The sequence below is a fragment of the Rhizobium sp. PAMB 3174 genome (assembly GCF_052908375.1).
The window spans coordinates 2,766,895-2,793,149 of sequence record NZ_CM128608.1; the positions used below are offsets into that span (position 1 = coordinate 2,766,895).

28 protein-coding genes are annotated in these 26,255 nt (G+C 62.2%); 12 read left to right on the forward strand and 16 right to left on the reverse strand.

The annotated features are described in order from the left end of the window. Positions 1 to 88: 88 nt before the first annotated feature. Complete coding sequence (locus tag ACU5AY_RS13315; RefSeq protein ID WP_446826580.1) at positions 89 to 958, forward strand: NAD(P)-dependent oxidoreductase; 870 nt, start codon at positions 89 to 91, stop codon at positions 956 to 958. 77 nt (positions 959 to 1,035) lie between these two features. On the opposite strand, the gene ACU5AY_RS13320 is transcribed toward ACU5AY_RS13315, so the two are convergent. The 3 genes from ACU5AY_RS13320 to ACU5AY_RS13330 are packed head-to-tail and all read right to left on the reverse strand — an operon-like array spanning position 1,036 to position 4,016. Further along, positions 1,036 to 1,893, reverse strand: a complete 858-nt coding sequence (locus ACU5AY_RS13320; RefSeq protein WP_446826581.1) for a patatin-like phospholipase family protein — start codon at positions 1,891 to 1,893, stop codon at positions 1,036 to 1,038. 7 nt (positions 1,894 to 1,900) lie between these two features. Then, on the reverse strand, positions 1,901 to 2,461 hold the full coding sequence (gene rsmD / locus ACU5AY_RS13325) for a 16S rRNA (guanine(966)-N(2))-methyltransferase RsmD (protein ID WP_446825179.1): 561 nt from the start codon (positions 2,459 to 2,461) through the stop codon (positions 1,901 to 1,903). Then, positions 2,442 to 4,016, reverse strand: coding sequence for a pseudouridine synthase (locus ACU5AY_RS13330; protein ID WP_446826582.1), 1,575 nt, complete (start codon positions 4,014 to 4,016; stop codon positions 2,442 to 2,444). The genes rsmD and ACU5AY_RS13330 overlap by 20 nt, the downstream gene beginning before the upstream one ends. Positions 4,017 to 4,176: 160 nt before the next feature. Between ACU5AY_RS13330 and ACU5AY_RS13335 the strand changes: the two genes are divergently transcribed. After that, entirely contained in the window at positions 4,177 to 4,605 is a 429-nt protein-coding gene (locus tag ACU5AY_RS13335) for a nucleoside deaminase (protein WP_446829019.1), read from the forward strand. Here the strand turns inward: ACU5AY_RS13335 and ACU5AY_RS13340 are convergent. From ACU5AY_RS13340 to ACU5AY_RS13375, 8 genes are all read right to left on the reverse strand, one after another. Further along, on the reverse strand, positions 4,543 to 5,382 hold the full coding sequence (locus ACU5AY_RS13340; protein ID WP_446826583.1) for a GGDEF domain-containing protein: 840 nt from the start codon (positions 5,380 to 5,382) through the stop codon (positions 4,543 to 4,545). The genes ACU5AY_RS13335 and ACU5AY_RS13340 overlap by 63 nt on opposite strands. Before the next feature lie 122 nt (positions 5,383 to 5,504). Then, positions 5,505 to 5,984, reverse strand: coding sequence for an N-acetyltransferase family protein (locus ACU5AY_RS13345; RefSeq protein WP_446826584.1), 480 nt, complete (start codon positions 5,982 to 5,984; stop codon positions 5,505 to 5,507). Between the two features lie 31 nt (positions 5,985 to 6,015). Continuing rightward, positions 6,016 to 6,681, reverse strand: a complete 666-nt coding sequence (locus ACU5AY_RS13350) for a hypothetical protein (protein WP_446825183.1) — start codon at positions 6,679 to 6,681, stop codon at positions 6,016 to 6,018. A gap of 134 nt (positions 6,682 to 6,815) precedes the next feature. Continuing rightward, complete coding sequence (gene ileS / locus ACU5AY_RS13355; protein WP_446826585.1) at positions 6,816 to 9,764, reverse strand: isoleucine--tRNA ligase; 2,949 nt, start codon at positions 9,762 to 9,764, stop codon at positions 6,816 to 6,818. 237 nt (positions 9,765 to 10,001) lie between these two features. Next, positions 10,002 to 10,460, reverse strand: a complete 459-nt coding sequence (locus tag ACU5AY_RS13360; protein ID WP_446826586.1) for a DUF6691 family protein — start codon at positions 10,458 to 10,460, stop codon at positions 10,002 to 10,004. Then, positions 10,460 to 10,888, reverse strand: a complete 429-nt coding sequence (locus ACU5AY_RS13365; RefSeq protein WP_446826587.1) for a YeeE/YedE family protein — start codon at positions 10,886 to 10,888, stop codon at positions 10,460 to 10,462. The genes ACU5AY_RS13360 and ACU5AY_RS13365 overlap by 1 nt, the downstream gene beginning before the upstream one ends. Positions 10,889 to 11,022: 134 nt before the next feature. Further along, the gene (locus ACU5AY_RS13370) at positions 11,023 to 12,003 is read right to left on the reverse strand and encodes a bifunctional riboflavin kinase/FAD synthetase (protein WP_446829020.1); all 981 of its coding nucleotides are present in this window, start codon (positions 12,001 to 12,003) and stop codon (positions 11,023 to 11,025) included. A gap of 5 nt (positions 12,004 to 12,008) precedes the next feature. Next, a complete protein-coding gene (locus ACU5AY_RS13375; protein WP_446826588.1) occupies positions 12,009 to 12,857 on the reverse strand; it encodes a TIGR01459 family HAD-type hydrolase in 849 nt (282 codons plus the stop codon). Between the two features lie 373 nt (positions 12,858 to 13,230). Here ACU5AY_RS13375 and groES point away from each other — a divergent pair, with 373 nt between their 5' ends. From groES to ACU5AY_RS13390, 3 genes are all read left to right on the forward strand, one after another. Next, the gene (gene groES, locus ACU5AY_RS13380) at positions 13,231 to 13,527 is read left to right on the forward strand and encodes a co-chaperone GroES (RefSeq protein WP_446825188.1); all 297 of its coding nucleotides are present in this window, start codon (positions 13,231 to 13,233) and stop codon (positions 13,525 to 13,527) included. Between the two features lie 66 nt (positions 13,528 to 13,593). Then, positions 13,594 to 15,234 carry a chaperonin GroEL gene (gene groL, locus ACU5AY_RS13385; protein ID WP_446826589.1) on the forward strand — a complete coding sequence of 547 codons (1,641 nt, stop codon included), beginning with the start codon at positions 13,594 to 13,596 and terminating at the stop codon, positions 15,232 to 15,234. Between the two features lie 835 nt (positions 15,235 to 16,069). Continuing rightward, a complete protein-coding gene (locus tag ACU5AY_RS13390; protein WP_446825190.1) occupies positions 16,070 to 16,507 on the forward strand; it encodes a hypothetical protein in 438 nt (145 codons plus the stop codon). Between the two features lie 29 nt (positions 16,508 to 16,536). Here the strand turns inward: ACU5AY_RS13390 and ACU5AY_RS13395 are convergent, their stop codons facing one another. Then, on the reverse strand, positions 16,537 to 17,244 hold the full coding sequence (locus ACU5AY_RS13395) for a glutathione S-transferase family protein (protein ID WP_446826590.1): 708 nt from the start codon (positions 17,242 to 17,244) through the stop codon (positions 16,537 to 16,539). A 214-nt stretch (positions 17,245 to 17,458) separates the two neighbouring features. Between ACU5AY_RS13395 and ACU5AY_RS13400 the strand changes: the two genes are divergently transcribed. After that, the gene (locus tag ACU5AY_RS13400) at positions 17,459 to 17,905 is read left to right on the forward strand and encodes a DoxX family protein (protein ID WP_446826591.1); all 447 of its coding nucleotides are present in this window, start codon (positions 17,459 to 17,461) and stop codon (positions 17,903 to 17,905) included. Positions 17,906 to 18,018: 113 nt separating this feature from the next. On the opposite strand, the gene hisG is transcribed toward ACU5AY_RS13400, so the two are convergent. From hisG to hisS, 3 genes are all read right to left on the reverse strand, one after another. Further along, positions 18,019 to 18,714 (reverse strand): ATP phosphoribosyltransferase, encoded by a 696-nt coding sequence (gene hisG, locus ACU5AY_RS13405; protein ID WP_446826592.1) that lies wholly within the window; start codon positions 18,712 to 18,714, stop codon positions 18,019 to 18,021. After that, positions 18,711 to 19,841 (reverse strand): ATP phosphoribosyltransferase regulatory subunit, encoded by a 1,131-nt coding sequence (locus ACU5AY_RS13410; RefSeq protein ID WP_446826593.1) that lies wholly within the window; start codon positions 19,839 to 19,841, stop codon positions 18,711 to 18,713. Before ACU5AY_RS13410 ends, hisG begins: the two co-directional genes overlap by 4 nt. Before the next feature lie 179 nt (positions 19,842 to 20,020). Continuing rightward, complete coding sequence (hisS, locus tag ACU5AY_RS13415) at positions 20,021 to 21,553, reverse strand: histidine--tRNA ligase (protein ID WP_446826594.1); 1,533 nt, start codon at positions 21,551 to 21,553, stop codon at positions 20,021 to 20,023. A 149-nt stretch (positions 21,554 to 21,702) separates the two neighbouring features. Here hisS and ACU5AY_RS13420 point away from each other — a divergent pair, with 149 nt between their 5' ends. The 5 genes from ACU5AY_RS13420 (at position 21,703) to ACU5AY_RS13440 (ending at position 24,551) form a co-directional block, all read left to right on the forward strand. Next, the gene (locus tag ACU5AY_RS13420) at positions 21,703 to 21,930 is read left to right on the forward strand and encodes a DUF6290 family protein (protein WP_446826595.1); all 228 of its coding nucleotides are present in this window, start codon (positions 21,703 to 21,705) and stop codon (positions 21,928 to 21,930) included. Next, positions 21,914 to 22,183 carry a type II toxin-antitoxin system RelE family toxin gene (locus ACU5AY_RS13425; RefSeq protein WP_446826596.1) on the forward strand — a complete coding sequence of 90 codons (270 nt, stop codon included), beginning with the start codon at positions 21,914 to 21,916 and terminating at the stop codon, positions 22,181 to 22,183. Before ACU5AY_RS13420 ends, ACU5AY_RS13425 begins: the two co-directional genes overlap by 17 nt. Further along, on the forward strand, positions 22,183 to 22,935 hold the full coding sequence (locus ACU5AY_RS13430; protein WP_446826597.1) for a hypothetical protein: 753 nt from the start codon (positions 22,183 to 22,185) through the stop codon (positions 22,933 to 22,935). The genes ACU5AY_RS13425 and ACU5AY_RS13430 overlap by 1 nt, the downstream gene beginning before the upstream one ends. A gap of 225 nt (positions 22,936 to 23,160) precedes the next feature. Further along, positions 23,161 to 23,865: an HAD family hydrolase gene (locus ACU5AY_RS13435; RefSeq protein ID WP_446826598.1), complete on the forward strand. Its 705-nt coding sequence runs from the start codon at positions 23,161 to 23,163 to the stop codon at positions 23,863 to 23,865. Positions 23,866 to 23,882: 17 nt separating this feature from the next. After that, positions 23,883 to 24,551 carry a DNA-3-methyladenine glycosylase I gene (locus tag ACU5AY_RS13440; RefSeq protein WP_446826599.1) on the forward strand — a complete coding sequence of 223 codons (669 nt, stop codon included), beginning with the start codon at positions 23,883 to 23,885 and terminating at the stop codon, positions 24,549 to 24,551. Between the two features lie 9 nt (positions 24,552 to 24,560). On the opposite strand, the gene ACU5AY_RS13445 is transcribed toward ACU5AY_RS13440, so the two are convergent. After that, entirely contained in the window at positions 24,561 to 25,190 is a 630-nt protein-coding gene (locus tag ACU5AY_RS13445; protein WP_446826600.1) for a DNA-3-methyladenine glycosylase I, read from the reverse strand. Positions 25,191 to 25,409: 219 nt separating this feature from the next. Here ACU5AY_RS13445 and ACU5AY_RS13450 point away from each other — a divergent pair, with 219 nt between their 5' ends. Next, a complete protein-coding gene (locus tag ACU5AY_RS13450) occupies positions 25,410 to 26,168 on the forward strand; it encodes a L,D-transpeptidase family protein (RefSeq protein ID WP_446826601.1) in 759 nt (252 codons plus the stop codon). Positions 26,169 to 26,255 lie beyond the last annotated feature (87 nt).

Genomic DNA, 26,255 nt, shown 5'->3' on the forward strand with positions numbered 1-26,255 from the left:
GAAGACCTGTTACTTCAGCAACAGTATAAAAGTCATATGGCAACAGGATAATTCAACCCTTATCGTTTTCGCAATAAGGAGATAGCGCATGTCAGTATCATTGATCGGACTTGGGAAAATCGGGACTGCGATCCTCCCGCACTTACTGCCTCTGGGCGAAGACGTAAAAATCTGGAACCGGTCAGGTGCCGCCATCGACAGGCTCATCAAGCCCGGCGTGACGCCGGCGTCCGATATTTCCGACGCATTCGCGGCCGATATTGTCCTCTCCGTGCTTTTCGACGACGAGGCGGTTCGCTCGGTCGTCACCGCAGAACGGCTTCAAGGAGCCTCCGACCGCGGTTCGCTGCACATCTGCCTGTCCACCGTCAGTCCCGATCTTACGGAAGAGCTCGAAAATCTGCACGCCTCGCTGGGGGTTGGCTACCTCGCGGCACCACTTTTTGGTCGTCCCGAGGCAGTCGAACGGCGTGAGGCAAACATCTGCGTCGCAGGAGATGACGACTGCATCGAACGGGGCCGACCCTATCTTGAATGTTTCGGACGTGTCTGGAGGGTCGGTGAAAAGCCCCGCCAGGCAAGCGTGGCAAAGCTCTGCGGGAACTTCATGATCGGCGCCGCGATCGAATCCATGGCGGAGGCGGCAAGCCTGATCAGCGCGGGCAACGGCGACGCCGCAGCATTCATGTCGCTGATGACGGAAACGTTGTTTTCGTCTCCCGTCTACCGGAACTACGCTGCCTCCGTCCTCGGAACGGCTACCCTTCCGCCAAGTGGTTTGGCGCTGCCGATGAAGGACATGGCGCTTTTGTCCGCCGTCGCCAGAAACGCCTCTCTTCATACGAAGGTTCTGGACGCATTGCGCGCAAACCTGTCCAGCGCAGATGCCGCTGGCCTCGGAGATCAGGATTGGTCCGTAGCATTGGGACAATCAGCCCGACGCGTCATGACCGCCTAGCCCCGACATTGGACCATTGAGACGTTCCCGATGCAGGCCCCCGCTGTCGAAGTAGTTACTGTCGGCATACGCCCGGTCTAGGAAATCAGGCGCCGCTCGATTTCGCGGTCGATCGCGAACTTTACCTCTTCCTTCAGGGCGCGGGAGCTTTCCAGAACCTCGCCGGCCTTCATGAAATCGAGAACGTGAAAGCGGCCGACGGCCGGGCGCAGGAAGATGTGCGGCTTCTGCTGACTGATCTTCAGCGCGATGATCGCCTGCATCATCAGCTGGCTGGCCCCGAACAGGCTGTCGATGCGGGCCGGGATCTGGTCGGCCTCGCCTTCCGGTCCGCCGACCACGTCGACGCCGATGACGATGTCCGCCTTGCCCATCAGATAATCGAATGGCACGGGATTGGTGATGCCGCCGTCGATCATCACCCGGCCGTTGATGGTGACCGGCATGAACACGGCGGGAATGGCCGCAGAGGCTGCGAGCGCCTGAAAGAGATCGCCCTCCGACAACACCACTTCCTTCTGGCCGTAATAATCGGTCACGCAGATCGTCGTCGGGATGGTGAGCGCAGAGAAGTCTTCGGGAATTTCTCCGGGAAGAAAGGCGCGCAGGATGCGCTCCAGATTGTACTGGCCGAAGCGGAAGCCGTTCATGACGTCGCGCATCGTCGTCGGGCGAAGGCTCCAGATGCGGTTCATCACCTCGCCGGGCTTGCCGACGGTCGCGAGCGTATGGTCGCGGATCGCCTCACCCGTCAGGCCCGCAGCCATGGCCGCGCCCATGATCGCGCCGATCGAGGAGCCGGCAATCGCGACGGGGCGAATGCCGAGTTCGTCGAGCGCCTCGATGACATGGATGTGGGCAAGCCCCCGCGCGCCGCCGCCGCCGAAGGCGACCGCGACGGTCGGTGTCGAGCTGTTGGTGGGAGCGTCCGTCATGCAGGCCTCACGCCGGCTGGTAGCGATAGAAATGCATCCGCGTGTCGCCGAAGGTGCGCGTCTCGACGGTCATGAAGGTTGCCGGAAGGATCGGATCGACATCCGCGCGTTCTTCCAGGATCACCAGTGCGCCGGGCTTGATCCATCCACCCTCGCCTGCGCCGGTGAGCGCCTTTTCGCCGAGCCCCTTGCCATAGGGCGGGTCGGCGAAGATGAAATCGAAGGGTTCGATGGTGCCCGGCTTGCCGATCTGGGTGGCGTCGCGGCGCAGGATGCGGGCGCGGCCCTGCAGGCCGAACGCCTCGATATTGTCCCAGATCAGGCCGCGGCCTTCGACGCCGTTCTCGATGAACAGCGCGCTGCGGCAGCCGCGCGACAGGGCTTCGATGCCGACGGCGCCGGTGCCTGCGAAGATGTCGAGGATGCGGCCGCCATCGAGCACGTCCGCATAGGCGTGAGCCAGGATGTTGAACAGGCTTTCGCGCGTCCGGTCGCTGGTCGGACGGATCGCATCGGATTTCGGAGTGGCCAGCGAGCGGCCACGGAATTCACCGCCGACGATCCGCACCGCCGCCCCTCTTTCCTCCCGAAGGGCCGCTCGGGCGACCGCCCGGCTTGCCGCCGCGCCCTGCTCCATCCCTCGGGCCGCCGCGGCCTTCGGATGCGCTGTCACGCTTCGGTCCGCGCGCCGAGGCGGGCCTGCCGCCTTCTGGCCGTCCGCCGTCCGATCGTCCACCTTCCGGCTTGCCGGAGCGCGGCTTGCCCGGGCCGCGGAACGGTGCCTCGCCACGGGCTTCGCGCTGGGCGCGCTTGCGGGCTCTCTCCTCGGCCTTTTCTATGGCCTTGGGGCCGAGCGGCTTGGCGCCGGGCGCCATCCAGACATTGGCCGTGCGCTTGCCGGCGGCAGGCGCCTTCTTCTTCTTGAAATCGTCCTTGTCGTCGCGCTTGCCGAAGCCGCCGGCCTTGGAAAAGCCACCCGGCTTCTTGGTGTCGAGACGGTCACGGGCGCGCTCGCGGCGGTCGCCTTCGTCACCGCGGAAGCGTTCCTCGCGGGCCGGGCGCTCGCGTTCGGGCGGAGCGCTTTTCGCCGGTGCCGCAGCCTTGGGGGCACGATCCGGCTTTTCGTCGGATTCGATGACTTCGCCGGTCTGCGTGTAGATCGGCGCATCAAAGTTGGCCTTGGCGTCCTCGATGAGACGCGGACCGAGCTGGTCGCGCAGCATGCGGCCGCGCACCTCGATCACCTTGCCTTCGCCGAGATCGCCGAGCTGGAACGGACCGTAGGAAATGCGGATCAGCCGGTTGACGTCGAGGCCGAGCGCACCGAGCACATTCTTGATCTCGCGGTTCTTGCCTTCGCGCAGGCCCATGGTGATCCAGACATTGTGGCCCTGGACGCGGTCGAGCGTCGCGTCGATCGAACCGTAGAGCACGCCGTCGACGGCGATGCCGTCCTTCAGCTTGTCGAGATCGGCCTGTTCGATTTCGCCGTAGGCGCGCACGCGGTAGCGGCGCAGCCAGCCGGTGGTCGGCAGCTCGAGGGTGCGGGCAAGGCCGCCGTCATTGGTCAGGAGCAGCAGGCCCTCGGTGTTGATATCGAGGCGGCCGATCGACATGACGCGCGGCAGATCCTTCGGCAGGCTTTCGAACACCGTCGGACGACCTTCCGGATCGGAGTTGGTGGTCACCAGGCCGGCCGGCTTGTGGTAAAGCCAGAGGCGGGTGCGCTCGATGCCGCGGATCTGTTCATCGTCGACCTCGATCTTGTCGGCGAAGGTCACGTTGACCGCCGGCGTGGTCAGCACTTCGCCGTTGAGCTTGATGCGGCCGTCGAGGATCATGCGCTCGATGTCGCGGCGCGATGCGATGCCGGCACGCGCCAGAAGCTTGGAAATGCGCTCCGGCTCCTGCTCGGCATTGAGGCTCACCTCGGAGGTCGCCTGCGGCTTGATCACCGGCTTGACATCGCGGGGCTCGCGACGCGGCGCGCGCTTCTCGTCGGACTTTGCGGCAAAGGGCTTGCCGCCATCCTTCGGGCCGCTCTTGAACGGCCGCTTCGGACCGGTGGATTTTGCGCCCGCCGGTTTCGAACCGGGACGCCTGGGCTTGTCATTGAATGCCATATGTTGTTTGCCTTGTTGCGGTTCCGCGCCAAACGGTCCGGCACACTGCCCGCACACGCAACCGACAGGGGCGCGGCAGTGCCTGTTCTTTGCGGCTCTCCTAGCAGTTCGGAGCCGCGCGGTTAAGAGGAAATATCGGGTGATCGGTACAATTCGCCATATGGAAGAGGCGCTTGAGGAGGCGCAGGCCGCGGGCGAACGTGGCGAGGTGCCGATCGGCGCGGTCGTCGTGGTCGACGGCGAGATCGTCGCACGCGCCGGCAACCGGACACGCGAACTCAACGATGTGACGGCGCACGCCGAAATCCTGGCCATCCGCGAGGCCTCCGCGAAGCTTGGACAGGAGCGGCTGACGGACGCCGACCTCTATGTCACGCTGGAGCCCTGCGCCATGTGTGCGGCGGCCATTTCCTTTGCCCGCATCCGCAGGCTCTACTACGGCGCCGAGGATCCGAAGGGTGGCGGCGTGGACCATGGCGGGCGCTTCTACAGCCAGCCGACCTGCCATCATGCACCGGAGGTCTATTCAGGGATCGACGAGCGCCGGGCGGCCGACATCCTGCGTGACTTCTTTGCCGGCAAGCGCTGAGGCACTTGATACCGTGACATCTGCGGCCGCCGCATCGTCCAGGTCGGCAATGATGCAATTGCGGCCGGCACGCTTGGCGCGATAGAGGCGCTTGTCGGCCTCACGGGCGGCGTGGGCTATATCGAAGCGCTCGGACACGGTGACGAGGCCGATGCTGACCGTCAGCGACACGGCGGCATCGTCAAGCGCGAGAGAGATCTTTTCGACCGATGCACGAATGTCTTCCGCTGTCCGACAGGCGGCGGCATGGCCGATGCGCGGCAGGAAGACCGCGAACTCTTCGCCGCCAATCCGTCCCCACAAGGCTTCCTCGTCGAGAACGGTGCGGATTGCGGCGGCAATCCTTCGCAACGCCTCGTCGCCGGCGTGATGGCCATAAGTGTCGTTGATGCTCTTGAAGTGGTCGACGTCGATATAGACGAGGCTTTCCGGTCCTCCGGAGCGGGAGCGGGCATCAACCGTGGCGAAGAAGGTCTCCCGGTTCATCGCACCGGTCATCTGGTCGATGCGCGATCGTTCGTAGAGATCACGATGGGCCTGCTTCAGGTCGGCATGGGCAATCCGCAATTCGTTGCGCATCCGCCGAAGCCGTGCCTGCTGGGAGAACTGGAAGGCGCTGACCGGCCAAGCGATCAGCAGCGGGCAGACGATCGCCATGATCAAGCCGTTGCCGTCGACGCGTCCACCCATCAGCGGCACGGCAACGAAACAGATTGCAAGCGATGCGAGCACCGAAAGGACGGCCGCAATCGATGCTTTTGCAACGATGGCTACCATGCCCGCGCCCTCCTCAATCTGGAATCATGAATTCAACCAGACCGGGCATAGCGCCAATGTGTTTACGAAATGGAAAAGCCTCACTCCGCCAGACGGAGAAGGTTTATGAAACGTGTCCGGTTTCAGCCGGATGCGAAGGTCTTCAGCGCATCGCCGGCGAGCCGGTAGCGCATCCATTCGCTCTGGGGTTCGGCGCCCATGGATTCGTAGACGCGGATGGCCGGCTCGTTCCAGGTGAGCACGCTCCATTCGAAGCGGCCGCAGTCTTCCTCGACGGCGGTCCGGGCGAGATACTTCAGGAGAAGCTTGCCCGCACCCTGGCCGCGATGCGACGGCGAGACATAGAGGTCCTCGAGATAGAGCCCCTTCTTCGCCTGCCATGTGGAATAGTTGTAGAACCAGACCGCAAAACCGACGGGCGCGCCATCGTCCTCGCAGATCGCTGCCCTCGTGACCGAACCGTCGCCGAAAATGGAGTGCGACAGGCTTTCCTCGGTTGCTTCGACCTCGTGCTCGGCCATCTCGTAGGCGGCAAGCTCGACGATGAAACGCAGGATGACAGGGATGTCCGCAGGCTCGGCGCGGCGAATGGTCAAAGCCATGCCGAAGGCCTCCGGGCGATTGACGATAGCATTACTGGCATTCTTGCTTGTCGGAATTCCACGGCAGCGAGCAGGTCCAGGGACGCTGCCGCTCTGCGACTGCTTCCTTCTTGCGGCGTTTTTCCTTGATCCTCTCGGGCTCGCCTACATCGGCCAGCACGGCAGGATCCTGGACCGTGCGAAACTTGTCCGGCGGATCGCTGAGGTAGCGGCGCTGATCCAGATAGGCGCCCTTCTGCAGCTTGCGTGCCTCGCGGTAGGCCTGCTGCTGCTCCTTCTCGGAGAGCTGCTTGGCGGTCCCGGAAGACGCGGCAAGCGGCGAGCGATAGGTCGAGCTGTCCTGATTGGCCGTCGCCTCCTCGAGCAGGCGGGCACGGGTCTCTTCCGGAGATTCAACCCAGGCCGGGTTGCTCTTCGAAGCGAGGCTCTGCTCCGGCGGTACCAGGGTTGCCTGTTCGGGGTTGGAGGGAACGACGAGCGTCGGACGCGGCTGGGCGTTGGCCAGAGCGATCTTCTGCTTTTCCTTCGCTTCCTTGTTGCTCAACGACACTGAACTTCCCAGATCGTCAACCAGCTGTTCGGCGGAGGTCTTGCCGGTTCCATAAGTCGGGCTGCCGACGCACCCCGTGGCCATGACACTGGCAACCAGCGCCGCTGCTATACCAGCGCCTACGCGAAACCGATGCGACATTACCATGCAAATCCTTCCAGCCCGCTGTTCGGACCCTCTCAAACAGCCAGTCTGCGCCTCTTAGGTGCTAAATCCGACCAATTTCAGGCAGCGTTTTAACGGATGAAAAGCATTCGCGCAATTCATCCGGTTGTTGTTACTCAGCCTTCGGCCAATTCCCTGAGAGCGGCTGCATCGCGTGCGGAAACGTCCGGATAGGCCGGATCGGAACCGACATCCCTGGTGATTTTCCACGAACGCGCGCATTTGCGGCCCTCTGCAAGCGCGGGCACCACCGAGACCTTGGCGACTTCCGGCAGGCGGAAGGCGTCGGCCGGGCCTTCGCCATCCACAACCTTGATGTCGGAGGTGATGCAGATTTCGGCGAAATCCTGGCCTTCCAGCGCCTTCAGAAGCTCCGGATCGGCGACATGGACGATCGGCGCGGCTTCCAGCGAAGACCCGATCCGCTTTTCGCGGCGTTCGACTTCCAGCGCGCCGGTGACGACGTAGCGGACATCGCGGATCTTCTTCCACTTGGCGGCGAGCGCATCGTTCTTCCAGTCCGCCGGCACATCCGGGAACTGTTCGAGATGGACCGATTCGGCGTTCGGATCGCGCGCCAGCCACGCCTCTTCCATGGTGAAGGCGAGCATCGGCGCCAGCCACGTGACGAGGCAATCGAACAGCTTGCGGATGACGAAGAGCGCCGAGCGGCGCTTCATCGACGACGGCGCGTCGCAGTAGAGCGCATCCTTGCGGACGTCGAAGTAGAAGGCCGACAGTTCGATGTTGGCAAAATCCGTCAGCGAGCGCACGACGCGCTTGAAGTCGAACTCGTCATAGCCGGTGCGAACGATCTTATCGAGTTCGGCCAGACGGTGCAGCATCAGGCGTTCGAGTTCCGGCATGTCGGAGAGCGCGATCTCCTCGCCGGTGTCATGCGCCAGCGTGCCGAGCATCCAGCGGATCGTGTTGCGGATCTTGCGGTAGCTGTCGATGTTGGTCTGGATGATCGTCTTGCCGAGGCGCTGGTCTTCCCAGTAGTCGGTGTTCATCACCCACAGGCGCAGGATATCGGCGCCGGACTGGGACATGACGTCCTGCGGGAACACCTGGTTGCCGAGCGACTTCGACATCTTGCGACCGTCTTCCGCCATGGTGAAGCCATGGGTGACGACGGCGTTATAGGGCGCACGGCCGCGCGTCGCGCAGCCTTCCAGCAGCGACGAATGGAACCAGCCGCGATGCTGGTCGGAACCTTCGAGGTAGACGTCGGCCGGCCATTTCAGGTCGGGACGGTCTTCCAAGACGAAGCTGTGGGTCGAGCCTGAATCGAACCAGACGTCGAGGATGTCCATGACCTGCGTCCACTTGTCGGCGTCATGGCCATTGCCGAGGAAACGCTCCTTGGCGCCCGGCGCAAACCAGGCATCGGCGCCTTCCTTCTCGAAGGCGTCGAGGATGCGGGCGTTGACCTCTTCATCGACGAGGACGTTGCCCTTGTCGTCCGCGAAGACGGCGATCGGAACGCCCCAGGCGCGCTGGCGCGACAGAACCCAATCCGGGCGCTGTTCGATCATGCCGCGCAGGCGGTTCTGGCCGGACGCCGGCACGAAGCGGGTGGCATCGATCGCCGATAGCGCGCGCGAGCGCAGCGTGGTGCCGTCGCCGAGTTCCTTGTCCATGTAGACGAACCATTGCGGCGTGTTGCGGAAGATGACCGGCTTCTTGGAGCGCCAGGAATGCGGATAGTCATGCTTGATGCGACCGCGGGCGAAGAGATTGTTCGCGGCGATCAGCGCCTCGATGACGCGCTTGTTGGCGTCGCCCTTCTTGCCGTTGTCGTCCATGACGCGGGCCGCGCCGCCTTCGGCCGAAGGACCGAAGCCGGGTGCATCCTCGGTATAGAAGCCGTCATCGGCGACCGTGAAGGGGATCTTGGTCGAGATACCACGGGCTTCCAGCTCGCGGGCGGCATCCATCCATGCGTCAAAGTCCTCGCGGCCGTGGCCGGGCGCGGTGTGCACGAAGCCCGTACCGGCATCGTCGGTGACGTGGTCGCCATCGAGAAGCGGCACCGGGAAGGTGTAGCCGAGATCGGCCAGCGGATGGGCGCAGGTGATGGCCGAGAGTTCCGCGCCTTCGATGTCGCGCACCAGCTTCAGCGTGACCTTCGCCTTGGCGGCGCAATCGTCGGCAAGGCGCTTGGCGAAGATCAGCTTTTCACCCGTTTGCGGACCGAAGTCATTGGTCGCTTCGGTGACTTCATAGAGGCCATAGGCGAAACGGGACGAAAAGGAGATCGCGCGGTTGCCAGGGATCGTCCAGGGAGTCGTCGTCCAGATGACGACGTAGGCACCAGCCAGTTCATCCTGCGGGTTGGCTTTCTCTCCCGTTCCGCCACGGGGTGTCGGCTCAACCAATCGGTTCGGAATCGGGAACTTGACCCAGATCGTGTCGCTCTCGACCTCGTGGTATTCCACTTCGGCTTCGGCGAGCGCCGTGCGCTCGACGACCGACCACATGACCGGCTTGGAGCCGCGATAGAGCTGTCCGGCCTTGGCGATCTTCAGGAGTTCGCCGGCGATGCGGGCTTCGGAATGGAAGGCCATCGTCGTGTAGGGCGTCTCGAAGTCGCCTTCGATGCCGAGGCGCTTGAATTCGGCGGTCTGGACGTCGATCCAGTGTTGCGCGAACTCGCGGCATTCCTTGCGGAACTCGTTGATCTCGACCTCATCCTTGTTCTTGCCCTTGGCGCGGTAGGCTTCCTCGATCTTCCATTCGATCGGCAGGCCGTGGCAGTCCCAGCCGGGCACGTAGTTGGAGTCGTAGCCGCGCATCTGGAACGAGCGGGTGATGACGTCCTTCAAGATCTTGTTCAGCGCGTGGCCGATATGGATGTTGCCGTTGGCATAGGGCGGGCCGTCGTGGAGGACGAACTTCTCGCGGCCGGCGGCCGAGGCGCGAAGTTTCTTGTAGAGGCCCATCTTCTGCCAGCGCTCGACAATTTCCGGTTCCTTCTGCGGCAGGCCGCCGCGCATCGGAAAATCGGTCTTGGGCAGATAGAGGGTGGAGGAATAGTCGACTTTTTCTGCGGTATCGCTCATGGTTTCGCCATTGGCTGGGGGCGCTGCATGTCAGCCGCCCGGATATAGGTAACTCTCAAGGAAATTCACGGTGGCGCGGCTTTTCTCCAGCGCCGAAATCCCGGACCTTCGGGCCGCTCCGGCGAGCGCCTCAGAAGGCCGGGCCAATAATTCGGGAAATGATCATCAACCGGATTACAGTCATAGCGGCGGTTGTTTAGGCGTTTTTGCCGCAAATGGAAAGAGGGAGCGGCGGAATTATGCCCTGCCGCCCGCCTCGCCGCCGGAGCGGTTGGAAAAGAAGTCGGCCTTGCCGATGATGCGGGCGATCCACATGCCGGCGAGAAGGGCTGCGACGAAGAGAAGTGCTGAGGGATGACCGAGGCCGATCGCCGGAATGGAGGCCCCGGGGCAGAAGCCGGCAATGCCCCAGCCGATGCCGAAGATGGCCGAACCGCCGATCAGCCGGGCATCGATCGCCGTCGCCTTCGGAAGCCGGAACGTCTCGTCGTAGAGCGGTCTTCGTGCCTTGCGGAAGATCAGCGCATAGCCTGGAATGGCGACCGACAGGGCGCCCGCCATGACGAAGACGAGGCTCGGGTCGAAGGTGCCGGCGAGGTCGAAGAAATTGAGCACCTTCGACGGGTTGGCCATGCCGGAAAAAATGATGCCGAGGCCGAACAGCGCGCCGGCGAGGAAAGCGACGGGATAGCGCATCAGAAGGCTCCTCCGAGAAGGTGGCGGAGGATGAACACCGTCAGGAAGGCGAATGCCATGAAGGTTGCCGTCGCGGCAATCGAGCGGCGCGAAAAACGGGCGATGCCGCAGATGCCGTGCCCCGATGTGCAGCCGGACCCGAAGGTGACGCCGATCCCGGTGATCAGGCCGCCGATAATGAGCGTCGTCGTCGAAACCGGCACGCTGTATTCGATGACGCCGCCGGCAAGCTTGACGACCAGCGGCAATCCTATCGCGCCGGCGAGGAACGCGGCTTTCCACGCCCAGTCCTTGTCGAAGGGCGGCAGCAGTCCGCCGACGATCGCCGTCATGCCGGCGATGCGACCCCAGGAGGCCATGAGCAGGACGGCGGCAAGGCCGATCAGGAGACCTCCGGCAAAGGAGGCAAGCGGTGTAAAGTCAGTCAAAGAGGCGATCCGTTCGGGGCAAATTGAGGCTCATGCGAGCGTGGCGACCGGAAACATATAGGATCGCGGCAATATTTCCATGCCTGCCGGCGAAATATCGCTCCATTGTCTGGTGATTGACCTTACGCGCGGGCTCAGAAAGCGATCTTCGCGTCCAGGTCGCCGAGTGGCGTCACGCCGGCAAGAAGCGCCCTCGCCTCCGCCTCGTCCTTCTTGATCTGCTCGACCAGCGGATCGAGACCGGAGAACTTCATCTCCTCGCGCAGATAGCCGAAGAAGGAAACGGCGCAGACCTCACCATAGAGATCGCCGGTGAAATCGAACACGAAGGTCTCGAGCAGAGCGGCGCCGTTTTCGGTGACGGTCGGGCGGAAGCCGAAGCTCGCGACACCGTCATGCAGCATGCCGTCGGGGCGGCGCAGCCTAACGGCGTAGATGCCGGGCTTCAGGGCCGATTCCGGCGGCAAGGCCATGTTGGCCGTCGGGTAGCCGAGCGTGCGGCCAAGCTGCGCGCCCTTGATGACCTCGGCTTCGACCGTATAGCGATAGCCGAGCAGCCCCGCGACCTCGGCGACCTCGCCTTCGGCCAGCAACGCGCGGATGCGGCTTGATGAAATCACCGCAGCGTTCTCGTCGCGGAAGGCATCCATCAGCGAAACGCCGAAACCATAGGCCTCGCCGGCGGCCATCAGAAACGCCGGTCCACCCTCGCGCCCCTTGCCGAAGTGGAAGTCGAAGCCGGTAACAACGTGGGATACCTGCAGCCAGTCCATCAGGATCGACTGGATGAATTCATCGGCCGAGCGGCCGGAGAAATCGAGATCGAAGGGATATTCGATGACCGCCTTGAAGCCAAGCGCTTCCAGGAGCCGCGCCTTCATCGGCGCCGGCGACAGGCGAAATACCGGCTGGTCGGGCCGGAAGACCGTGCGCGGATGCGGCTCGAAGCTCAAGACCAGCGCCGGCACGCCGCGGCTCTCGGCGATCTCGAGGGCCCGGTTGAGAACCGATTGATGGCCGCGGTGAACACCGTCAAAATTGCCGATCGCCACCACGCCGCCTTTCAGGCTGTCGGGCAGCAGCTCCTTTTTCTCGTTGCGGTGAAAGACGGTCATCGCGTTCAGGCCAGCCTCGGCATCCACCATTTGGGCGCAGCCCCTTCCCGTTCGAGATAGGCGTCCAGCGCCGCCTCGTCGATCCTGCCGTCGACGGAGTATTCACGGACGTGGATACCACCGCTGATATAAAGAAGGTCGAGGCCGTAGTTGATCGCACCGCGCACATCCGTCGGCATGCCGTCGCCGATCGCCATCACGCGCGACAGGTCGAAATCGCCGCGTGCTTCGCGAGCCTCGACAATCGCCGCCTCATAGATCGGCCGGTGCGGCTTGCCGGCGATGCGCGTCTCGCCGCCAAGTTCGGCATAGAGCGCCGCCACGGCGCCGGCGCAGGGGATAATCTTGTGGCCGCGCTCGACGACCAGATCCGGGTTCGCACAGATCATCGGCACGCCGCGGGCGAGAAAACGCATCAGCATGTCGCGATAGTCTTCCGGCGTTTCGGTCTCGTCGTCGTAGAAGCCGGTGCAGACCACACAGGTGGCGTCGGCCTCGCCGACAACCTCGACGCCCAGTCCATCCAAGAGCGGCAGGTCACGTTCGGGGCCGAGCAGGAAGACTTTCTTCGGGCCTTCGGCAATCAGGTGACGGGTGACGTCGCCCGATGTCACGATGCGGTCATAGGCATCGTCCGGAACGCCGATCATGCGCAGCTGGCTGACAACGCCCGGAAACGGCCGCGGCGAATTGGTAATGAGGACCACGGTCGCCCCCTTGGCCCGTGCCTTCGCCAGCGCTTCGGCGGCCAGCGGGAACGCGCTGATGCCGTCATGAAGCACGCCCCACACATCGCAGAGGATCACGTCATAGCTGCCGGAAACATCCGTCAGGGTCGAAATGCGGTCTGCCATGCGAGGTCCTTTGTCAGTCTGAGCCACGGCTGACATTGCAAAGCATGCGCCGATTGGCAAGGGACTTTGGTGCGGGAGGAGAAAAAATGCGCCGGGTCGCAACCGCGCTCGGGGTGACCGAATGCCACATCAAAGGGTCGGTGCCGAATGCCCATGTGTCTGCGGGAGACAGTGCGTTCGGCGGCAGGCCCAACGCCTTGAAAGCCTGCCGTTAACCGCGATGGATTTTTTGAAAATTTGAAAGCGGCCGTTCTTGACTCCAAGTCGGCCAACTCCTATCTCTCCGCCGCTAGCACTCGCACGATATGAGTGCTAACACCAATCCATACGGGCCTCGCGGCCCGTGAATGTCATTTGATCGAGGGATTAGACAATGGCAAGCACCAATTTCCGTCCGCTGCACGACCGCGTTGTAGTCAAGCGCGTCGAGTCTGAAGAAAAGACCAAGGGCGGTATCATCATTCCGGACACCGCCAAGGAAAAGCCGGCTGAAGGCGAAGTCATCGCCGTCGGCCCGGGCGCCCGTGACGATAGCGGCAAGCAGGTTGCACTCGACGTCAAGGTCGGCGACCGCGTTCTGTTCGGCAAGTGGTCGGGCACCGAAGTCAAGCTCGATGGCGTCGACCTTCTGATCATGAAGGAAGCCGACATCATGGGCGTTATCGGCTGATCCGAGCCAACCCTATCCATCTCAACTGAAATTCACCAAAGGGCTTAAAGCCCGGGAGTTTTGAACATGGCTGCTAAAGAAATCAAGTTTGGCCGCACCGCGCGCGAAAAGATGCTGCACGGCGTCGACGTCCTCGCAGACGCAGTGAAGGTAACCCTCGGCCCGAAGGGTCGTAACGTCATCATCGACAAGTCCTTCGGCGCTCCGCGCATCACCAAGGACGGTGTATCGGTCGCCAAGGAAATCGAACTGGAAGACAAGTTCGAGAACATGGGCGCCCAGATGGTCCGCGAAGTTGCTTCGAAGACCAACGACATCGCCGGTGACGGCACCACGACCGCGACCGTTCTGGCCCAGGCCATCGTTCGCGAAGGCAACAAGGCCGTTGCCGCCGGCATGAACCCGATGGACCTGAAGCGCGGTATCGACCTCGCCGTTGCAGAAGTCGTCAAGGACCTCGCCGCCAAGGCCAAGAAGATCTCCACCTCCGAAGAAGTTGCTCAGGTCGGCACGATCTCGGCTAACGGCGATACGCAGGTCGGCAAGGACATTGCCGAAGCCATGCAGAAGGTCGGCAACGAAGGCGTCATCACCGTCGAAGAAGCCAAGACCGCCGAAACCGAACTCGAAGTCGTCGAAGGCATGCAGTTCGACCGCGGCTACCTGTCGCCCTACTTCGTGACCAACCCGGAAAAGATGGTCGCTGACCTGGAAGACGCCTACGTCCTCCTGCACGAGAAGAAGCTTTCGAACCTCCAGGCCATGCTGCCGGTGCTCGAAGCCGTCGTCCAGACCGGCAAGCCGCTCGTCATCATCGCTGAAGACGTCGAAGGCGAAGCTCTTGCGACCCTCGTCGTCAACAAGCTGCGTGGCGGCCTGAAGATTGCTGCCGTCAAGGCTCCGGGCTTCGGCGACCGCCGCAAGGCCATGCTCGAAGACATCGCCATCCTGACCGGCGGTACCGTGATCTCCGAAGATCTCGGCATCAAGCTCGAGACTGTCACCCTCGACATGCTCGGCCGCGCCAAGAAGGTCTCGATCACCAAGGAAAACACCACGATCGTCGACGGTGCCGGCCAGAAGTCGGACATCGAAGGCCGTGTTGCCCAGATCAAGGCCCAGATCGAAGAAACCACCTCTGACTACGACCGCGAAAAGCTGCAGGAACGTCTTGCCAAGCTCGCCGGCGGCGTTGCCGTGATCCGCGTCGGCGGCTCCACGGAAATCGAAGTCAAGGAGCGCAAGGACCGCATCGACGACGCGCTGAACGCAACGCGCGCAGCCGTCCAGGAAGGCATCGTCCCCGGCGGCGGTACCGCTCTCCTGCGCTCTTCCACGAAGATCACCGTCAAGGGTGTAAACGACGACCAGGAAGCCGGCATCAACATCGTTCGCCGCGCCCTCCAGTCGCTGGTTCGCCAGATCGCCACCAACGCTGGTGACGAAGCTTCGATCGTTGTTGGCAAGATCCTCGACAAGAACGAAGAAAACTACGGCTACAACGCCCAGACGTCCGAATATGGCGACATGATCGCCATGGGTATCGTCGATCCGGTCAAGGTTGTCCGTACGGCTCTGCAGAACGCAGCTTCGGTTGCCTCGCTGCTGATCACGACGGAAGCCATGATCGCCGAACTTCCGAAGAAGGAAGCTGCCGGCGGCATGCCTGACATGGGCGGCATGGGCGGTATGGGCGGCATGATGTAATAGGGCCTCGCCCTGTTACCATCCATGCGGCTTGAGCCCCGCCGGGAGACTGGCGACGATTGCAAGACATCGTCGCCACATCCGGAAAGAGGCAGAAGGCATTGACGGAAAGGCGGCCCTCAGGCCGCCTTTTCTCGTTCCACCCAAAAACCTTCCGGATCGGGCACCAGAATTCCGAAGAATAATAAGCGAGCCCATATAATTGACGATAGTCAATTTTACTATTGCCAATGCCATTCAACCGGAAAGTCGAGCACACATATTCCCTTATGCTTGGCGCAAACACGCCTGATCAAATCTTTTCTACAGATAAACAAAATTCCAATTTTAACTCAAATCAAACGCAATTAATGCGAGCATCACCACAATTAAACACCTGCTTATCCTATGCAGTAAATGTAGATTTACATTGATTTATATATATCTAAATTTTGATATTATCGTCATTATAAATACATATGAATTTAATAATATTCCCTTCAACTTCAGTCCGTCGTAAATATTTTTTCATTACCCGCACTGAATTCATATACGCAAATCAATATGTATTTCTACCTTGAGAGAGCCAAGGCCGACCAACATCCTCATAGACTTCAGAAAGCTATTCTGATCCTAGCTTTGAAAATATTAAAAATATCCGGCAGAAGAGCACAGTTGCAACGCGGTTCGTTAGTACATATACATCCTATCGGCACTATCTGCTCGCATGAATTCGCAAGATATCGACGTGATACTCTGTACTTCGCCTCAGCCGACCGAACAGGCGCGAGGCGGCGCGGAGGATGACGACGGAGATGGACACCGGTATCAGACAGATCTGGCACAGAGGGACGGCTTGTTTAAGATTGCACATAACAATCTGTCGGCGTCATTCGAGCATCCCGAGCTCGCGTCCCTGAGCGAGGACATGCGCCTGCTCGGGCAGTTCTGCATATCCGAAGCCTGGACAGCCGATCTCAATCACGGCGCCATATATCTCGGGGCACATGCCGCCACGCACCATGGCATCTCGCAAGGTGAATGCGGCCTGCTGACGCTGATGCGCTGCTATGCGTCCTACGACCGCGGCCGCATTCTCGAACTGTTCGAGAGAGCCGCCATGGCCACCTCGTCCTTCTGCTATGCGACGACGATCCCGTCCTCCAAGGGCGGGGGCCAGCCGATATTCTGCATCGGCGAATCCAACGGCTTCCACGACAAGCAGTCCGGCGCCATGGCGGGCATGTTCTTCTTTCCGCTGTTCCGCGTTCACGACGATGCCGTGGCCAACTGAGGCTACCTCAGCCAGCCAAGGTCACCTCGTCATCCGCGCTTGGGAATCTCCAGACCGGCGACGCTCGCCGGGCGGTTTGATGCCCGTGCCACCCAATCCCTGACCGCCACGAAGTCATCCAGGCCCAGCACGTCGCCGGCCTTGTAGAAGACATCGAGGCCGCGCACCCAGGGAAACGTTGCGATGTCGGCAATGGTGTACTCCTCGCCCATCAGCCAGGGCCGCCCCTGAAGGCGCTCCTCCAGCACGGCAAGAAGCCGCCTCGTTTCATCGCGATAGCGCTCCATCGGATAGGGGTTGCCGGCAATCTTGTCGGCGGCGAACTTGAAGAAGTGTCCGAACTGGCCGAACATCGGGCCGACTCCGCCAACCTGGAAAAACACCCACTGGATCGTCTCGTAGCGGCCGATCGGATCGTTCGGCATCAGCCGTCCGGTCTTCTCGGCGAGGTAGATCAGGATGGCGCCGGATTCGAACAGGCCGACCGCATCGCCGTCCGGGCCGTCCGGATCGATGATGGCCGGGATCTTTCCGTTCGGATTGAGCGACAGGAATTCCGCGGACTTCTGTTCGTTGTCGGAGAACGAAACGGCATGGGCTTCGTACGGAAGCCCAAGCTCTTCGAGGGCAATGGAGACCTTCACCCCATTGGGCGTGGGAACGGAATATAGCTGAATGATCCGGGGATTTCGCGCCGGCCAGCGCTTGGAAATGGGAAAGGGTGAAAGTCTGTCCATGGGAAGCTCCGATGATAATCGGACTGCCATATAGGTGGGCGCCACAGCGGAGAAAGAGGGCCGGCGGTCACATTGACTTGAATACCGTCTTCATTTTTCGAACAATATGTAAAGCATCGTGCAGCTATTCATAACGGCCAAAAGAGGGCATCTAATTGGCGACGTTTTAAAGGCGTCGACTTTCAACCAGACGCCACCTTTTGGAGAATTCACGATGTCCTCTGCCAACAGCACCATCCTGCTGATTGCCCGCATTCTTCTGTCCTTCATGTTCATCCTGTCCGGCTTCGGCAAGCTGACCGATCCGGCCGGCACTGCAGGCATGATCACCGGCGCCGGCCTGCCGGCCGCTACGGCACTTGCCTACCTCGCCGGTCTCTTCGAGCTGGTCGCCGGCCTTGCCGTTCTCGTCGGCTTCCAGACCCGCATCGTCGGCTGGGCGCTGGCTCTCTTCTGCGTGTTCACCGCTCTCGTCTTCCATTCGGGCACCGTTGCCATCGACGGCTGGCCGGAAGGCGCGCTCGGCTGGATCAACACGCTGAACCAGATCATGCTGATGAAGAACCTGACGCTTGCCGGCGCCTACATCTTCCTCGCCACCTTCGGCCCGGGCGCCTACTCGCTCGACGCCCGCCGCGGTGCCGCTTTCGCGGCCGCCTGAGGCCAGATCCGGTCTCCTATTAAGACCCAAGACTGGAAAGCCCGCCGCCCCCTGCCGGCGGGCTTTTTCGTGTCAAACAGAAATGCAAGGCCAGATGAAATCCACGGCCGCTGTCACAGCACCGAACGGACGGCGTCCACGATCTTCCCGACCGTCGGATCGTTTTCGTGCTCCGCCTTGCGGGCGCGCACCAGGCAGGCTTCCGACTTCAGGATGACGCCGTCGGAGAGAACCTTCAGGTGGTTGGCCTTGAGCGTCGAGCCGGTCGAGGTGATGTCGACGATGATGTCCGCCTGACCGGCAGCGGGCGCGCCTTCGGTCGCGCCGAGGCTTTCGACGATGCGATAGAGCTGGATGCCATGCTGGCGCGAGAAGAACTGCTGCGTCAGACGCCAGTATTTGGTCGCCACCGTCAGGCGGCGGTGATGGCGGGCACGAAAATCGGCGGCGACATCGCCAAGGTCGGCCATGGTATCGACATCGAGCCAGATTTCCGGCACGGCGACGACGACATCGGCATGGCCGAAGCCGAGACGAGCGCAGAACTCGACCTTGTCGTCTACGGCCGGAATGCCTTCGCGCATCAGGTCCTCGCCGGTGACGCCGAAATCGACGGTGCCGTTGCCGACTTCACGCGAGATTTCGGAGGCCGACAGAAAGGCGATCTCGACATCCTCCCAGCCCTCGACGCGGCCGCGATAGGAGCGGTCATTGCCGACGGCGACGATCTTCATGCCGGCGCGCTCGAAAATCGCCGAGGCGTCGTCCTTCATGCGTCCCTTGGACGGCAGGGCGATGGTGATGGTCATTGGCCCGCTCCCGTCGGTCTGGCGGCTTCGATGCGGTCCAGCCACAGCGAGAAGCCGACGGCGGGAATACGGTCCTTCGCGCCGAGCAGGGTCAGCAGCCGGTCGAAACGGCCGCCGCCGGCCAGAACCGCGTCGCTGCCGGCAACGCTAATCTCGAAGACCAGACCGGTGTAGTAATCCAGCGGACGCCCGAAGGCCGCCTTGTAGCGGATAGCGGCAAGGTCCATGCCGGCATTGGCAAGTGCTGCAATGCGCCGGTCGAAATGATTGAGCGCGGCATCGATCTTCAGCCCGGTCGCCGCCGCGAATTGCGCGAGCGCGGTGGAGGCTTCGGCGAGCGACACATCGAGGCGCAGGAAGGTCTTGAGGATGCCGATCTGCTGGTCGGACAGGTGCGTTTCCGCGAGCGACAGCTTTTCCTTCAACCGCCTTGCGATATCCGCCGGCGCGCGCGACGCATTGGTCGAATAGCCGGTTTCCTGCATCGTCCGGTCGATATGGGCGACAAGCTCGGCGTCATCGCCGGCGGCCAGCATGGCGGCTACGTCATCGCCAAGCCCATCGACCGTTTCGGGCCGTGCCAGCTTCTTCAGCAGTCCGTCGAGCTGCTGCATGTCACCAAAGGCCTGGACGAGCCGCTTCTGCCAGCCACCCGGCAGGCCCAGGGCCTGAACCACGGCCTCGAAGACGGTCTGGTCGCCGATGACGACGGCAAGGGCCGAGGCCGGCAGCAGCGCCTTCAAGATGCGATCGGCATCGGCGATGGAACGGGCGTCGGCACTTGCTATGTCGCCCTCGCCCAGATCCTCGATGCCGGCCTGATAGAACTCATTGGAGCCCTCGCGGCGCTGGCGGAAGACCTCGCCGAGATAGGCATAGCGCTTCGGCGTACCGGTTGCGGTTTCCAGATGCCGCAAGCAGACGGGAATGGTGAATTCCGGCCGCAGGCACAGGCTGGCGCCCGTCTCGCTTTCCGTCATGAAGATGCGCCGGCGAAGGTCTTCGCCGGCAATATCCAGAAACGGTTCGGCCGGCTGGATCACCGGTGTATCGACCCGCTCGGTCTTCAGCTTTTCGAAGAGGGCGAGAAGATCATTGGAGAAGGCGGGAAGGTTGATCAGGGCCATTGGCGGTCTCCCGTGCCAAAGCCCCTCCCCAACCCTCCCCACAGGGGGGAGGGAGCGGGTTGGCGCAAGACGCCAGCCTTACAGCTGAACAAACATAAAAGCGCGAGGCGGGGCCTGAAAGCCCCTCCCCCTTGTGGGGAGGGGGTGGGGAGGGGAAAAACCCTCTCAAACATCATCGCTCAATTCCCCGATCCAGTTGAGGTCGCCCTCGCCCGGTCTTCGGCCTGGTCGGCGAGCATGGCCTTGACCTTTTCGACCAGTTCGGCTTCCGGCACGGTCACCTGGGCGACGCGGGCCTCGCGCCATTCGGCGTTGTCGGTGATTTCGCCGGAGAGGCGCTTGCCCTCGATCAGGTCCTTGATCTGCACGACGCCTTGCGAGCGCTCGTCGCCGCCCTGGATGATGGCGAGCGGGCAGCCGCGGCGGTCGGCGTATTTCAGCTGATTGCCGAACTTTTTCCAGTTGCCCTGGTACATTTCGGCGCGGATGCCTTCATTGCGCAGCGCCTGGGTGAAGCGCTGGTAGCGGCCCATGCTCTCCGCATCGCCATCCATGACGGTGATCAGCACCGGCTCGATGACCTCGGACGCGCCGAGCTTGCCGAGGTTTTTGAGCGCTGTCATCAGGCGCGACACGCCGATGGAGAAGCCCGTCGCCGGGACCGGCTGGCCCATAAAACGCGAGACGAGCCCGTCATAGCGCCCGCCGCCGCCGACCGAACCAAAGACGACCTTCTCGCCTTTTTCGTTGGTGACGTCGAAGGTGAGTTCGGCTTCGTAGACGGGGCCGGTGTAGTATTCGAGGCCGCGAACGACGGAGGGGTCGATCTTGACCCTCGTGGCGTCGTAGCCGGCGCCTGCGACCAATGCGCCGATGAAGTTCAGTTCTTCGACGCCCTCTTCACCCTTGGACGTACCACGCAGAAGCTCTGCCAGTTCTTCGGCGCTTTCAGCGTAATTCTTGATGCCGACAAAAAAGAGGACCTTGGCGATCTGCTCATCGTTCAGCCCCGCACCCTTGGTGAAATCACCGGACTCATCCTTGCGGCCGGGGCCGAGCAAAAGCTTCACGCCCTCGGGACCGAACTTGTCGAGCTTGTCGATGGCGCGCAGGACATTCAGGCGCTGTCCGGCCTTGTCGTCGCCTCCGAGACCGATGGCCTCGAGCACACCATCCAGAACCTTGCGGTTGTTCACCCGGATCACATAGTCGCCGCGCTTGATGCCGAGGGCTTCCAGCGTGTCGGCCATCATCATGCACATTTCGGCATCCGCCTGGACGCCCGGGGCGCCGACGGTGTCGGCGTCAAACTGCATGAACTGGCGGAAGCGGCCGGGGCCGGGCTTTTCGTTGCGGAAGACGTAGCCGGCGCGATAGGTGCGGTAAGGAAGCTGGATCTCGTTGAAGTTTTCCGCGACATGGCGGGCGAGCGGCGCGGTCAGGTCGTAGCGCAGGCTCATCCACTGGTCGTCGTCGTCCTGCAGCGAGAAGACGCCTTCGTTCGGGCGGTCAGCATCGGGCAGGAACTTGCCGAGCGCATCGGTATATTCGAACAGCGGCGTTTCGACCGGATCGAAACCGTAGCGTTCGTAGACTTCGCGGATCTTCGCGGTCATCTCGTTGACGGCGCGGATGTCGGCGGCGCCACGGTCGACGAAGCCGCGCGGCAGGCGGGCTTTGAGCTTCTGGGGCTTCTTGGTCTTGTCGCTCATGGTCGGAAATCCAACTGCAGGATGATACGTCAGCATCGGGTTGATTGTGGCGTTGCTGTAACGGATTGGGCTTTCGCCATCAAGCCCGGAAGGCTGGCGAGGCAGGGCCGCGACTGCTATATTCGGCCGCATTGCCAGGGATTTTGCCGATGAACAAGCGCGTCACGCTCGATATGCCGGAAGAAATGCTCCGCCTCATTGAAAAATATGCGGCCGAGGCGGGTACGAAACCCGATGCCTACATGCTGCATATCCTTGAGGAACGGCTTGAGGACCAGTATTTGCTGGCGCGGGCCCGCGAGGCCCAGCGACAGATCGAAAGCGGAGAGACAGAAGTCGTCAGTGAACAGGAATTCTGGCGTGGTCTGGACGATTGAATACAATCGCTCTGCGCGCAAGCTCGTTGAGAAACTGGATTCACAAACTCGCAAGCGTATTCGATCGTTCCTGCATGACCGTGTCAGCAAACTGGACAATCCCCGCCAGATCGGCTCCGCCCTTCAAGGAGATGAGTTGGGCAATTTTTGGCGCTACCGCGTCGGAGACTATCGGATCATTTGCGATATACAGGACCAGCGCCTGGTGGTGCTGGTGATCGAAGTCGGCCATCGAAGCGACATATACCGATAATGCTTGCCGAAGCCGCTCTCTTTGCCGCCACACTGGCCGTCAGCCCGACGAAGAACGCCGGGGCGATCCATTATTCGGTCAAACTGTGGTCGCGGGCCAAGCGTTGCCGCGGCGCCTGGCGCGAGCATGAGACGCGGACCAAGAATTTCATCCTGAAGAAGATGGCGACGCTGGAGAAGCGGCGGACCGCCGTCGTCCTCGGCTCCGGCCTGTTGCGCGACGTGCCGATCCGGCAGTTGGCGGATGCGTTCGACAGGGTGATCCTCTACGACATCGCCCATCTTGCCAGCGTGCGGCTGATGCTGAAGCTCGGCAAATACCGCAATGTCAGCTGCGTGGAACGGGATCTCTCCGGTTACGACGCCTTGAAGCATGGCCGCGATCTGAGGCCGCTCGCCTTTCTGGAAGACATCGCCGATCTCGACTTCATCGTCTCGCCAAATCTTCTCTCGCAACTCGGCACCGGCGCCGAGCACCGGCTGAAGAAAGAGCGTGATCCCATGCCCGAGGATACCGTCGCGCGCATCCTCGCCGCCCACTGGCAGGGGCTCACCGCCCTGCCCGCCAGCGCCTGCCTCGTCACCGACGTCTCCTATGCGGTGATGGACAGGAGCGGCAAGACACTCTCCGAAGTCGACCTGATGCATGGTGTCGCGCTACCGCCTGCGGAAGACAGCTGGCTCTGGCCGGTCTCGCCCTTCGGCGAGGAAAGCCGCGAGCATGAGTTCGTGCATCGGGTGATTGCGGTTTGAGTGAAAAGGACAAAGGCCCTCTCTGGCCTGCCGGCCATCTCTCCCACAAGGGGAGAGAAGACGTGTGGTGAAGACCTGCTTCAACGGAAAGGCCGGCAATCGGGTTAAGCCCCTCCCCCTTGTGGGGAGGGGTTGGGGAGGGGCAGCGTCAAGTCTCCGACCTCCCTTGCCTCTCCTTATAAACGCGCTACCTTGAACGCGAATGCCGGACCGACGGGAGCGAGTATGTCCGCCCATCACCTGACGACGATCGGTTTCGATGCCGATGACACGCTGTGGCAGAACGAACAGTTCTACCGGCTGACCGAAGGCGAGTTCATCAAGCTGCTCGGCGACTATGCGGAAGGCGAGCACATCGCCAGCCGCCTGCTGGACGCCGAGAAACGCAATCTCCAGCACTACGGCTTCGGCATCAAGGGCTTCACCCTGTCGATGATCGAAACGGCAATCGAGATCACCGAGGGCAACGTGCCGGCACGCACCATCAGCGAGATCCTCGATATCGGCCGCTCGCTCCTCTCCCACCCCGTGGAGACGCTCCCGCATGTGGAAGAGACACTCGCAGCGCTCGCCGGCAAATACATGCTGGTGCTGATCACCAAGGGCGACCTGTTCGACCAGGAACGCAAGCTAGCGCAATCGGGGCTCGGCGACCTGTTCGATGCCGTCGAGATCGTCTCCGACAAGACCGCGGTAACCTATCGCCGCATTTTCGCCGAGACCGGCGACGGGCCGGAACGGGCGATGATGGTCGGCAATTCGTTGAAATCGGACGTGGTGCCGGCGATTGCCGCCGGCAGCTACGGCGTGTTCGTGCCACACGAGTTGACCTGGGTGCTCGAACATGTCGAGCCGCCGCGCGAAGCGCCGCGCTTTCGCGAAATTTCCAATCTCGGCCAATTGCTGCCGCTGATCGCCTCACTCGACTGACCGGAGATCCACATCGCATGCGTTCCTTCCCGGAAATCTACGACCTCGCCATCCAGCGAAAGGGCAGCGCCGACGAGATCGAAGCGCATGTGATACGGCCCAGGACGTCGGCCGAGATCGCCGCCATGCCTGACGACCGCTATCTGGCGCTGATGACGAAATGCATCTTCCAGGCGGGCTTCAACTGGAAGGTCGTCGAGGCCATGTGGCCGGGGTTCGAAGCCGCGTTCGAAGGCTTCGACATCGCCTTCTGCGCGATGCTGCATGACGAGGATTTCGAACGCCTTGTCAGCGACGAACGGATCGTCCGCCACGGGCCGAAGATCAAGGCGGTGCAGGACAATGCCCGGTTTGTCGCCGATCTTGCCGAGGAGCACGGTTCGGCCGGCCGCTTCTTCGCCGACTGGCCGGCAGACGATTATGTCGGACTGCTGGACATTCTCAAGAAGCGCGGCACGCGGCTTGGTGGCAATACCGGGCAGTATTTCCTGCGCTTTGCCGGTGTCGATAGCTTCATCCTGTCGCAAAGCGTCGTCAATCGGCTGATCGCCGAGGGCGTGGTCGACAAGGCGCCGTCGTCAGCCAAGCAGCTGGCCGCCGTGCAGAAGGCCTTCAACACCTGGAAGGAACAGTCCGGCCGGTCGCTGACGGAAATCAGCCGCGTGCTGGCCGTCAGTATCGACTGACGGTCAGCCTCACGGCGTGGCTAGCGCGCGACGTGCGCCGAGCGCCTTTTCCCGGCAGCAGCAGCCTTCGATATGGTCGTTGACGAGGCCCATGGCCTGCATGAAGGCGTAGACCGTCGTCGGTCCGACAAAGGACCAGCCACGCTTCTTCAGGTCCTTTGACAGGCGCACGGAGGCCGGCGTCGTTGGATTGGCCTTCAGCGTCGCCCAGTCCATGGTCGCCGGGCGCTCCTCAGGTTTCGGCTCGAAGCTCCAGAAATAGCGCGCCAGCGTGCCGAATTCGGCCTTCAGGTCGACGGCGCGGCGGGCGTTGTTGATCGTCGAGACGATCTTGCCGCGATGGCGGACGATGCCCTTGTCGGCAAGGCAGCGCTCGATGTCGGAATCGTCGAAGACGGCGACCTTGTGGAAATCGAAACCGGCGAAGGCGGCACGGAAATTGTCGCGCTTGCGCAGGATGGTCAGCCAGGAAAGCCCCGACTGGAAGCCTTCCAGGCAGATCTTCTCGAACAGGCGGATATCGTCGGTCACCGGATATCCCCATTCCTCGTCGTGATAGCGCATGTAGTCGGGAAGACCGCCATACCAGAAGCAGCGGTGATTGCCATCGTCGCCCATGATCAAGCCGTCAGCCGACATTATCGTTCCCTCTTTGTTCGATCCATCGCCGGATTTACCACCGGTTAACGCAGTTTGCAAACCCCGCGGTAACCTTGCGCAAAGGTTTCAGCCTTCGGTGGCATTTTATGAATGGCCCTTAACGAATGCGTTGACCAAAAAGCGGCAGTATCGGGCTTTGAAGGAACCTTGGTTCCCCTGTCGCATTGAGATCATCGAGCAACAAGTAGCGAGTATCCGATGAAGAAGACCATTCTGTGTTTGATGGCAAGCGTCGCTTGCGCCATGTCCGCCCCGGCGAAGGCCGACGACCGTTACCAGAGCCGGCCGCCGGTGATCGTCAGCCCCGACCTCGCCGCCCCGTGGCTGGTGCAACTCGGCGGTCAGGGCGTGCAGCGCCCGCGGGTCTATGCGCGCCAGCCGCAGCGGGCGATCGTCTACAGCAACTCGCTCTACGGCCGGCCGATGAACCGCCAGCCCGCCGCCGGCATGCCGGTGCAGCAGGTCGCCGTGCAGCCGCAAAATCCGGCTCGCCAGCAGATCGCCCCGCAATTCCTGCCCCAGATCGTCTCCTACCAGACGAATGAAAAGCCCGGCACGATCGTCATCGATACGAACCAGCGCTTCCTCTACCTCGTTCTCGACAACGGCATGGCACGCCGCTACGGCGTCGGCGTCGGCAAGGAAGGCTTCGGCTGGAACGGCACGGAGCGGATCACCCGCAAGGCCGAATGGCCGCAGTGGAACCCGCCGAAGGAAATGATCGACCGCGAGGCGAAGAAGGGACACTACCTGCCTGCCCACATGGAAGGCGGCCTTGCCAATCCGCTCGGCGCCCGCGCCATGTATCTCGGCTCGACCCTCTACCGCATCCACGGCACCAACGCGCCCTGGACGATCGGCAACGCCGTCTCGTCGGGCTGCATCCGCATGCGCAACGAGGACGTGACCGACCTTTACGAGCGCGTTCCGGTCGGCACCAAGGTCGTCGTCATCTGACGCGGCCGTCTCGCCACTATTTCCGGCATTCATCGCAATATTCGGTCGTCTGCGGCCGGATATTGTGGTCTTGAGGCCACGTCACGC

Excerpts from the sequence above, each read along its gene's own strand:
- ACU5AY_RS13330 (WP_446826582.1), bottom strand. The coding sequence starts at position 4,016 with ATGGCATTCAATGACAAGCCCAGGCGTCCCGGTTCGAAACCGGCGGGC.
- ACU5AY_RS13335 (WP_446829019.1), top strand. The coding sequence starts at position 4,177 with ATGGAAGAGGCGCTTGAGGAGGCGCAGGCCGCGGGCGAACGTGGCGAG.
- groL (WP_446826589.1), top strand. The coding sequence starts at position 13,594 with ATGGCTGCTAAAGAAATCAAGTTTGGCCGCACCGCGCGCGAAAAGATG.
- ACU5AY_RS13450 (WP_446826601.1), top strand. The coding sequence starts at position 25,410 with ATGAAGAAGACCATTCTGTGTTTGATGGCAAGCGTCGCTTGCGCCATG.
- ACU5AY_RS13410 (WP_446826593.1), bottom strand. The coding sequence starts at position 19,841 with ATGGCCCTGATCAACCTTCCCGCCTTCTCCAATGATCTTCTCGCCCTC.
- hisG (WP_446826592.1), bottom strand. The coding sequence starts at position 18,714 with ATGACCATCACCATCGCCCTGCCGTCCAAGGGACGCATGAAGGACGAC.
- ACU5AY_RS13350 (WP_446825183.1), bottom strand. The coding sequence starts at position 6,681 with ATGGTAATGTCGCATCGGTTTCGCGTAGGCGCTGGTATAGCAGCGGCG.
- ACU5AY_RS13430 (WP_446826597.1), top strand. The coding sequence starts at position 22,183 with ATGCTTGCCGAAGCCGCTCTCTTTGCCGCCACACTGGCCGTCAGCCCG.
- hisS (WP_446826594.1), bottom strand. The coding sequence starts at position 21,553 with ATGAGCGACAAGACCAAGAAGCCCCAGAAGCTCAAAGCCCGCCTGCCG.
- ACU5AY_RS13400 (WP_446826591.1), top strand. The coding sequence starts at position 17,459 with ATGTCCTCTGCCAACAGCACCATCCTGCTGATTGCCCGCATTCTTCTG.
- ACU5AY_RS13375 (WP_446826588.1), bottom strand. The coding sequence starts at position 12,857 with ATGGCAGACCGCATTTCGACCCTGACGGATGTTTCCGGCAGCTATGAC.
- ACU5AY_RS13435 (WP_446826598.1), top strand. The coding sequence starts at position 23,161 with ATGTCCGCCCATCACCTGACGACGATCGGTTTCGATGCCGATGACACG.
- ACU5AY_RS13320 (WP_446826581.1), bottom strand. The coding sequence starts at position 1,893 with ATGACGGACGCTCCCACCAACAGCTCGACACCGACCGTCGCGGTCGCC.
- ACU5AY_RS13315 (WP_446826580.1), top strand. The coding sequence starts at position 89 with ATGTCAGTATCATTGATCGGACTTGGGAAAATCGGGACTGCGATCCTC.
- ACU5AY_RS13420 (WP_446826595.1), top strand. The coding sequence starts at position 21,703 with ATGAACAAGCGCGTCACGCTCGATATGCCGGAAGAAATGCTCCGCCTC.
- groES (WP_446825188.1), top strand. The coding sequence starts at position 13,231 with ATGGCAAGCACCAATTTCCGTCCGCTGCACGACCGCGTTGTAGTCAAG.
- ileS (WP_446826585.1), bottom strand. The coding sequence starts at position 9,764 with ATGAGCGATACCGCAGAAAAAGTCGACTATTCCTCCACCCTCTATCTG.
- ACU5AY_RS13345 (WP_446826584.1), bottom strand. The coding sequence starts at position 5,984 with ATGGCTTTGACCATTCGCCGCGCCGAGCCTGCGGACATCCCTGTCATC.
- ACU5AY_RS13340 (WP_446826583.1), bottom strand. The coding sequence starts at position 5,382 with ATGGTAGCCATCGTTGCAAAAGCATCGATTGCGGCCGTCCTTTCGGTG.
- ACU5AY_RS13440 (WP_446826599.1), top strand. The coding sequence starts at position 23,883 with ATGCGTTCCTTCCCGGAAATCTACGACCTCGCCATCCAGCGAAAGGGC.
- ACU5AY_RS13360 (WP_446826586.1), bottom strand. The coding sequence starts at position 10,460 with ATGCGCTATCCCGTCGCTTTCCTCGCCGGCGCGCTGTTCGGCCTCGGC.
- ACU5AY_RS13395 (WP_446826590.1), bottom strand. The coding sequence starts at position 17,244 with ATGGACAGACTTTCACCCTTTCCCATTTCCAAGCGCTGGCCGGCGCGA.
- ACU5AY_RS13445 (WP_446826600.1), bottom strand. The coding sequence starts at position 25,190 with ATGTCGGCTGACGGCTTGATCATGGGCGACGATGGCAATCACCGCTGC.
- ACU5AY_RS13370 (WP_446829020.1), bottom strand. The coding sequence starts at position 12,003 with ATGACCGTCTTTCACCGCAACGAGAAAAAGGAGCTGCTGCCCGACAGC.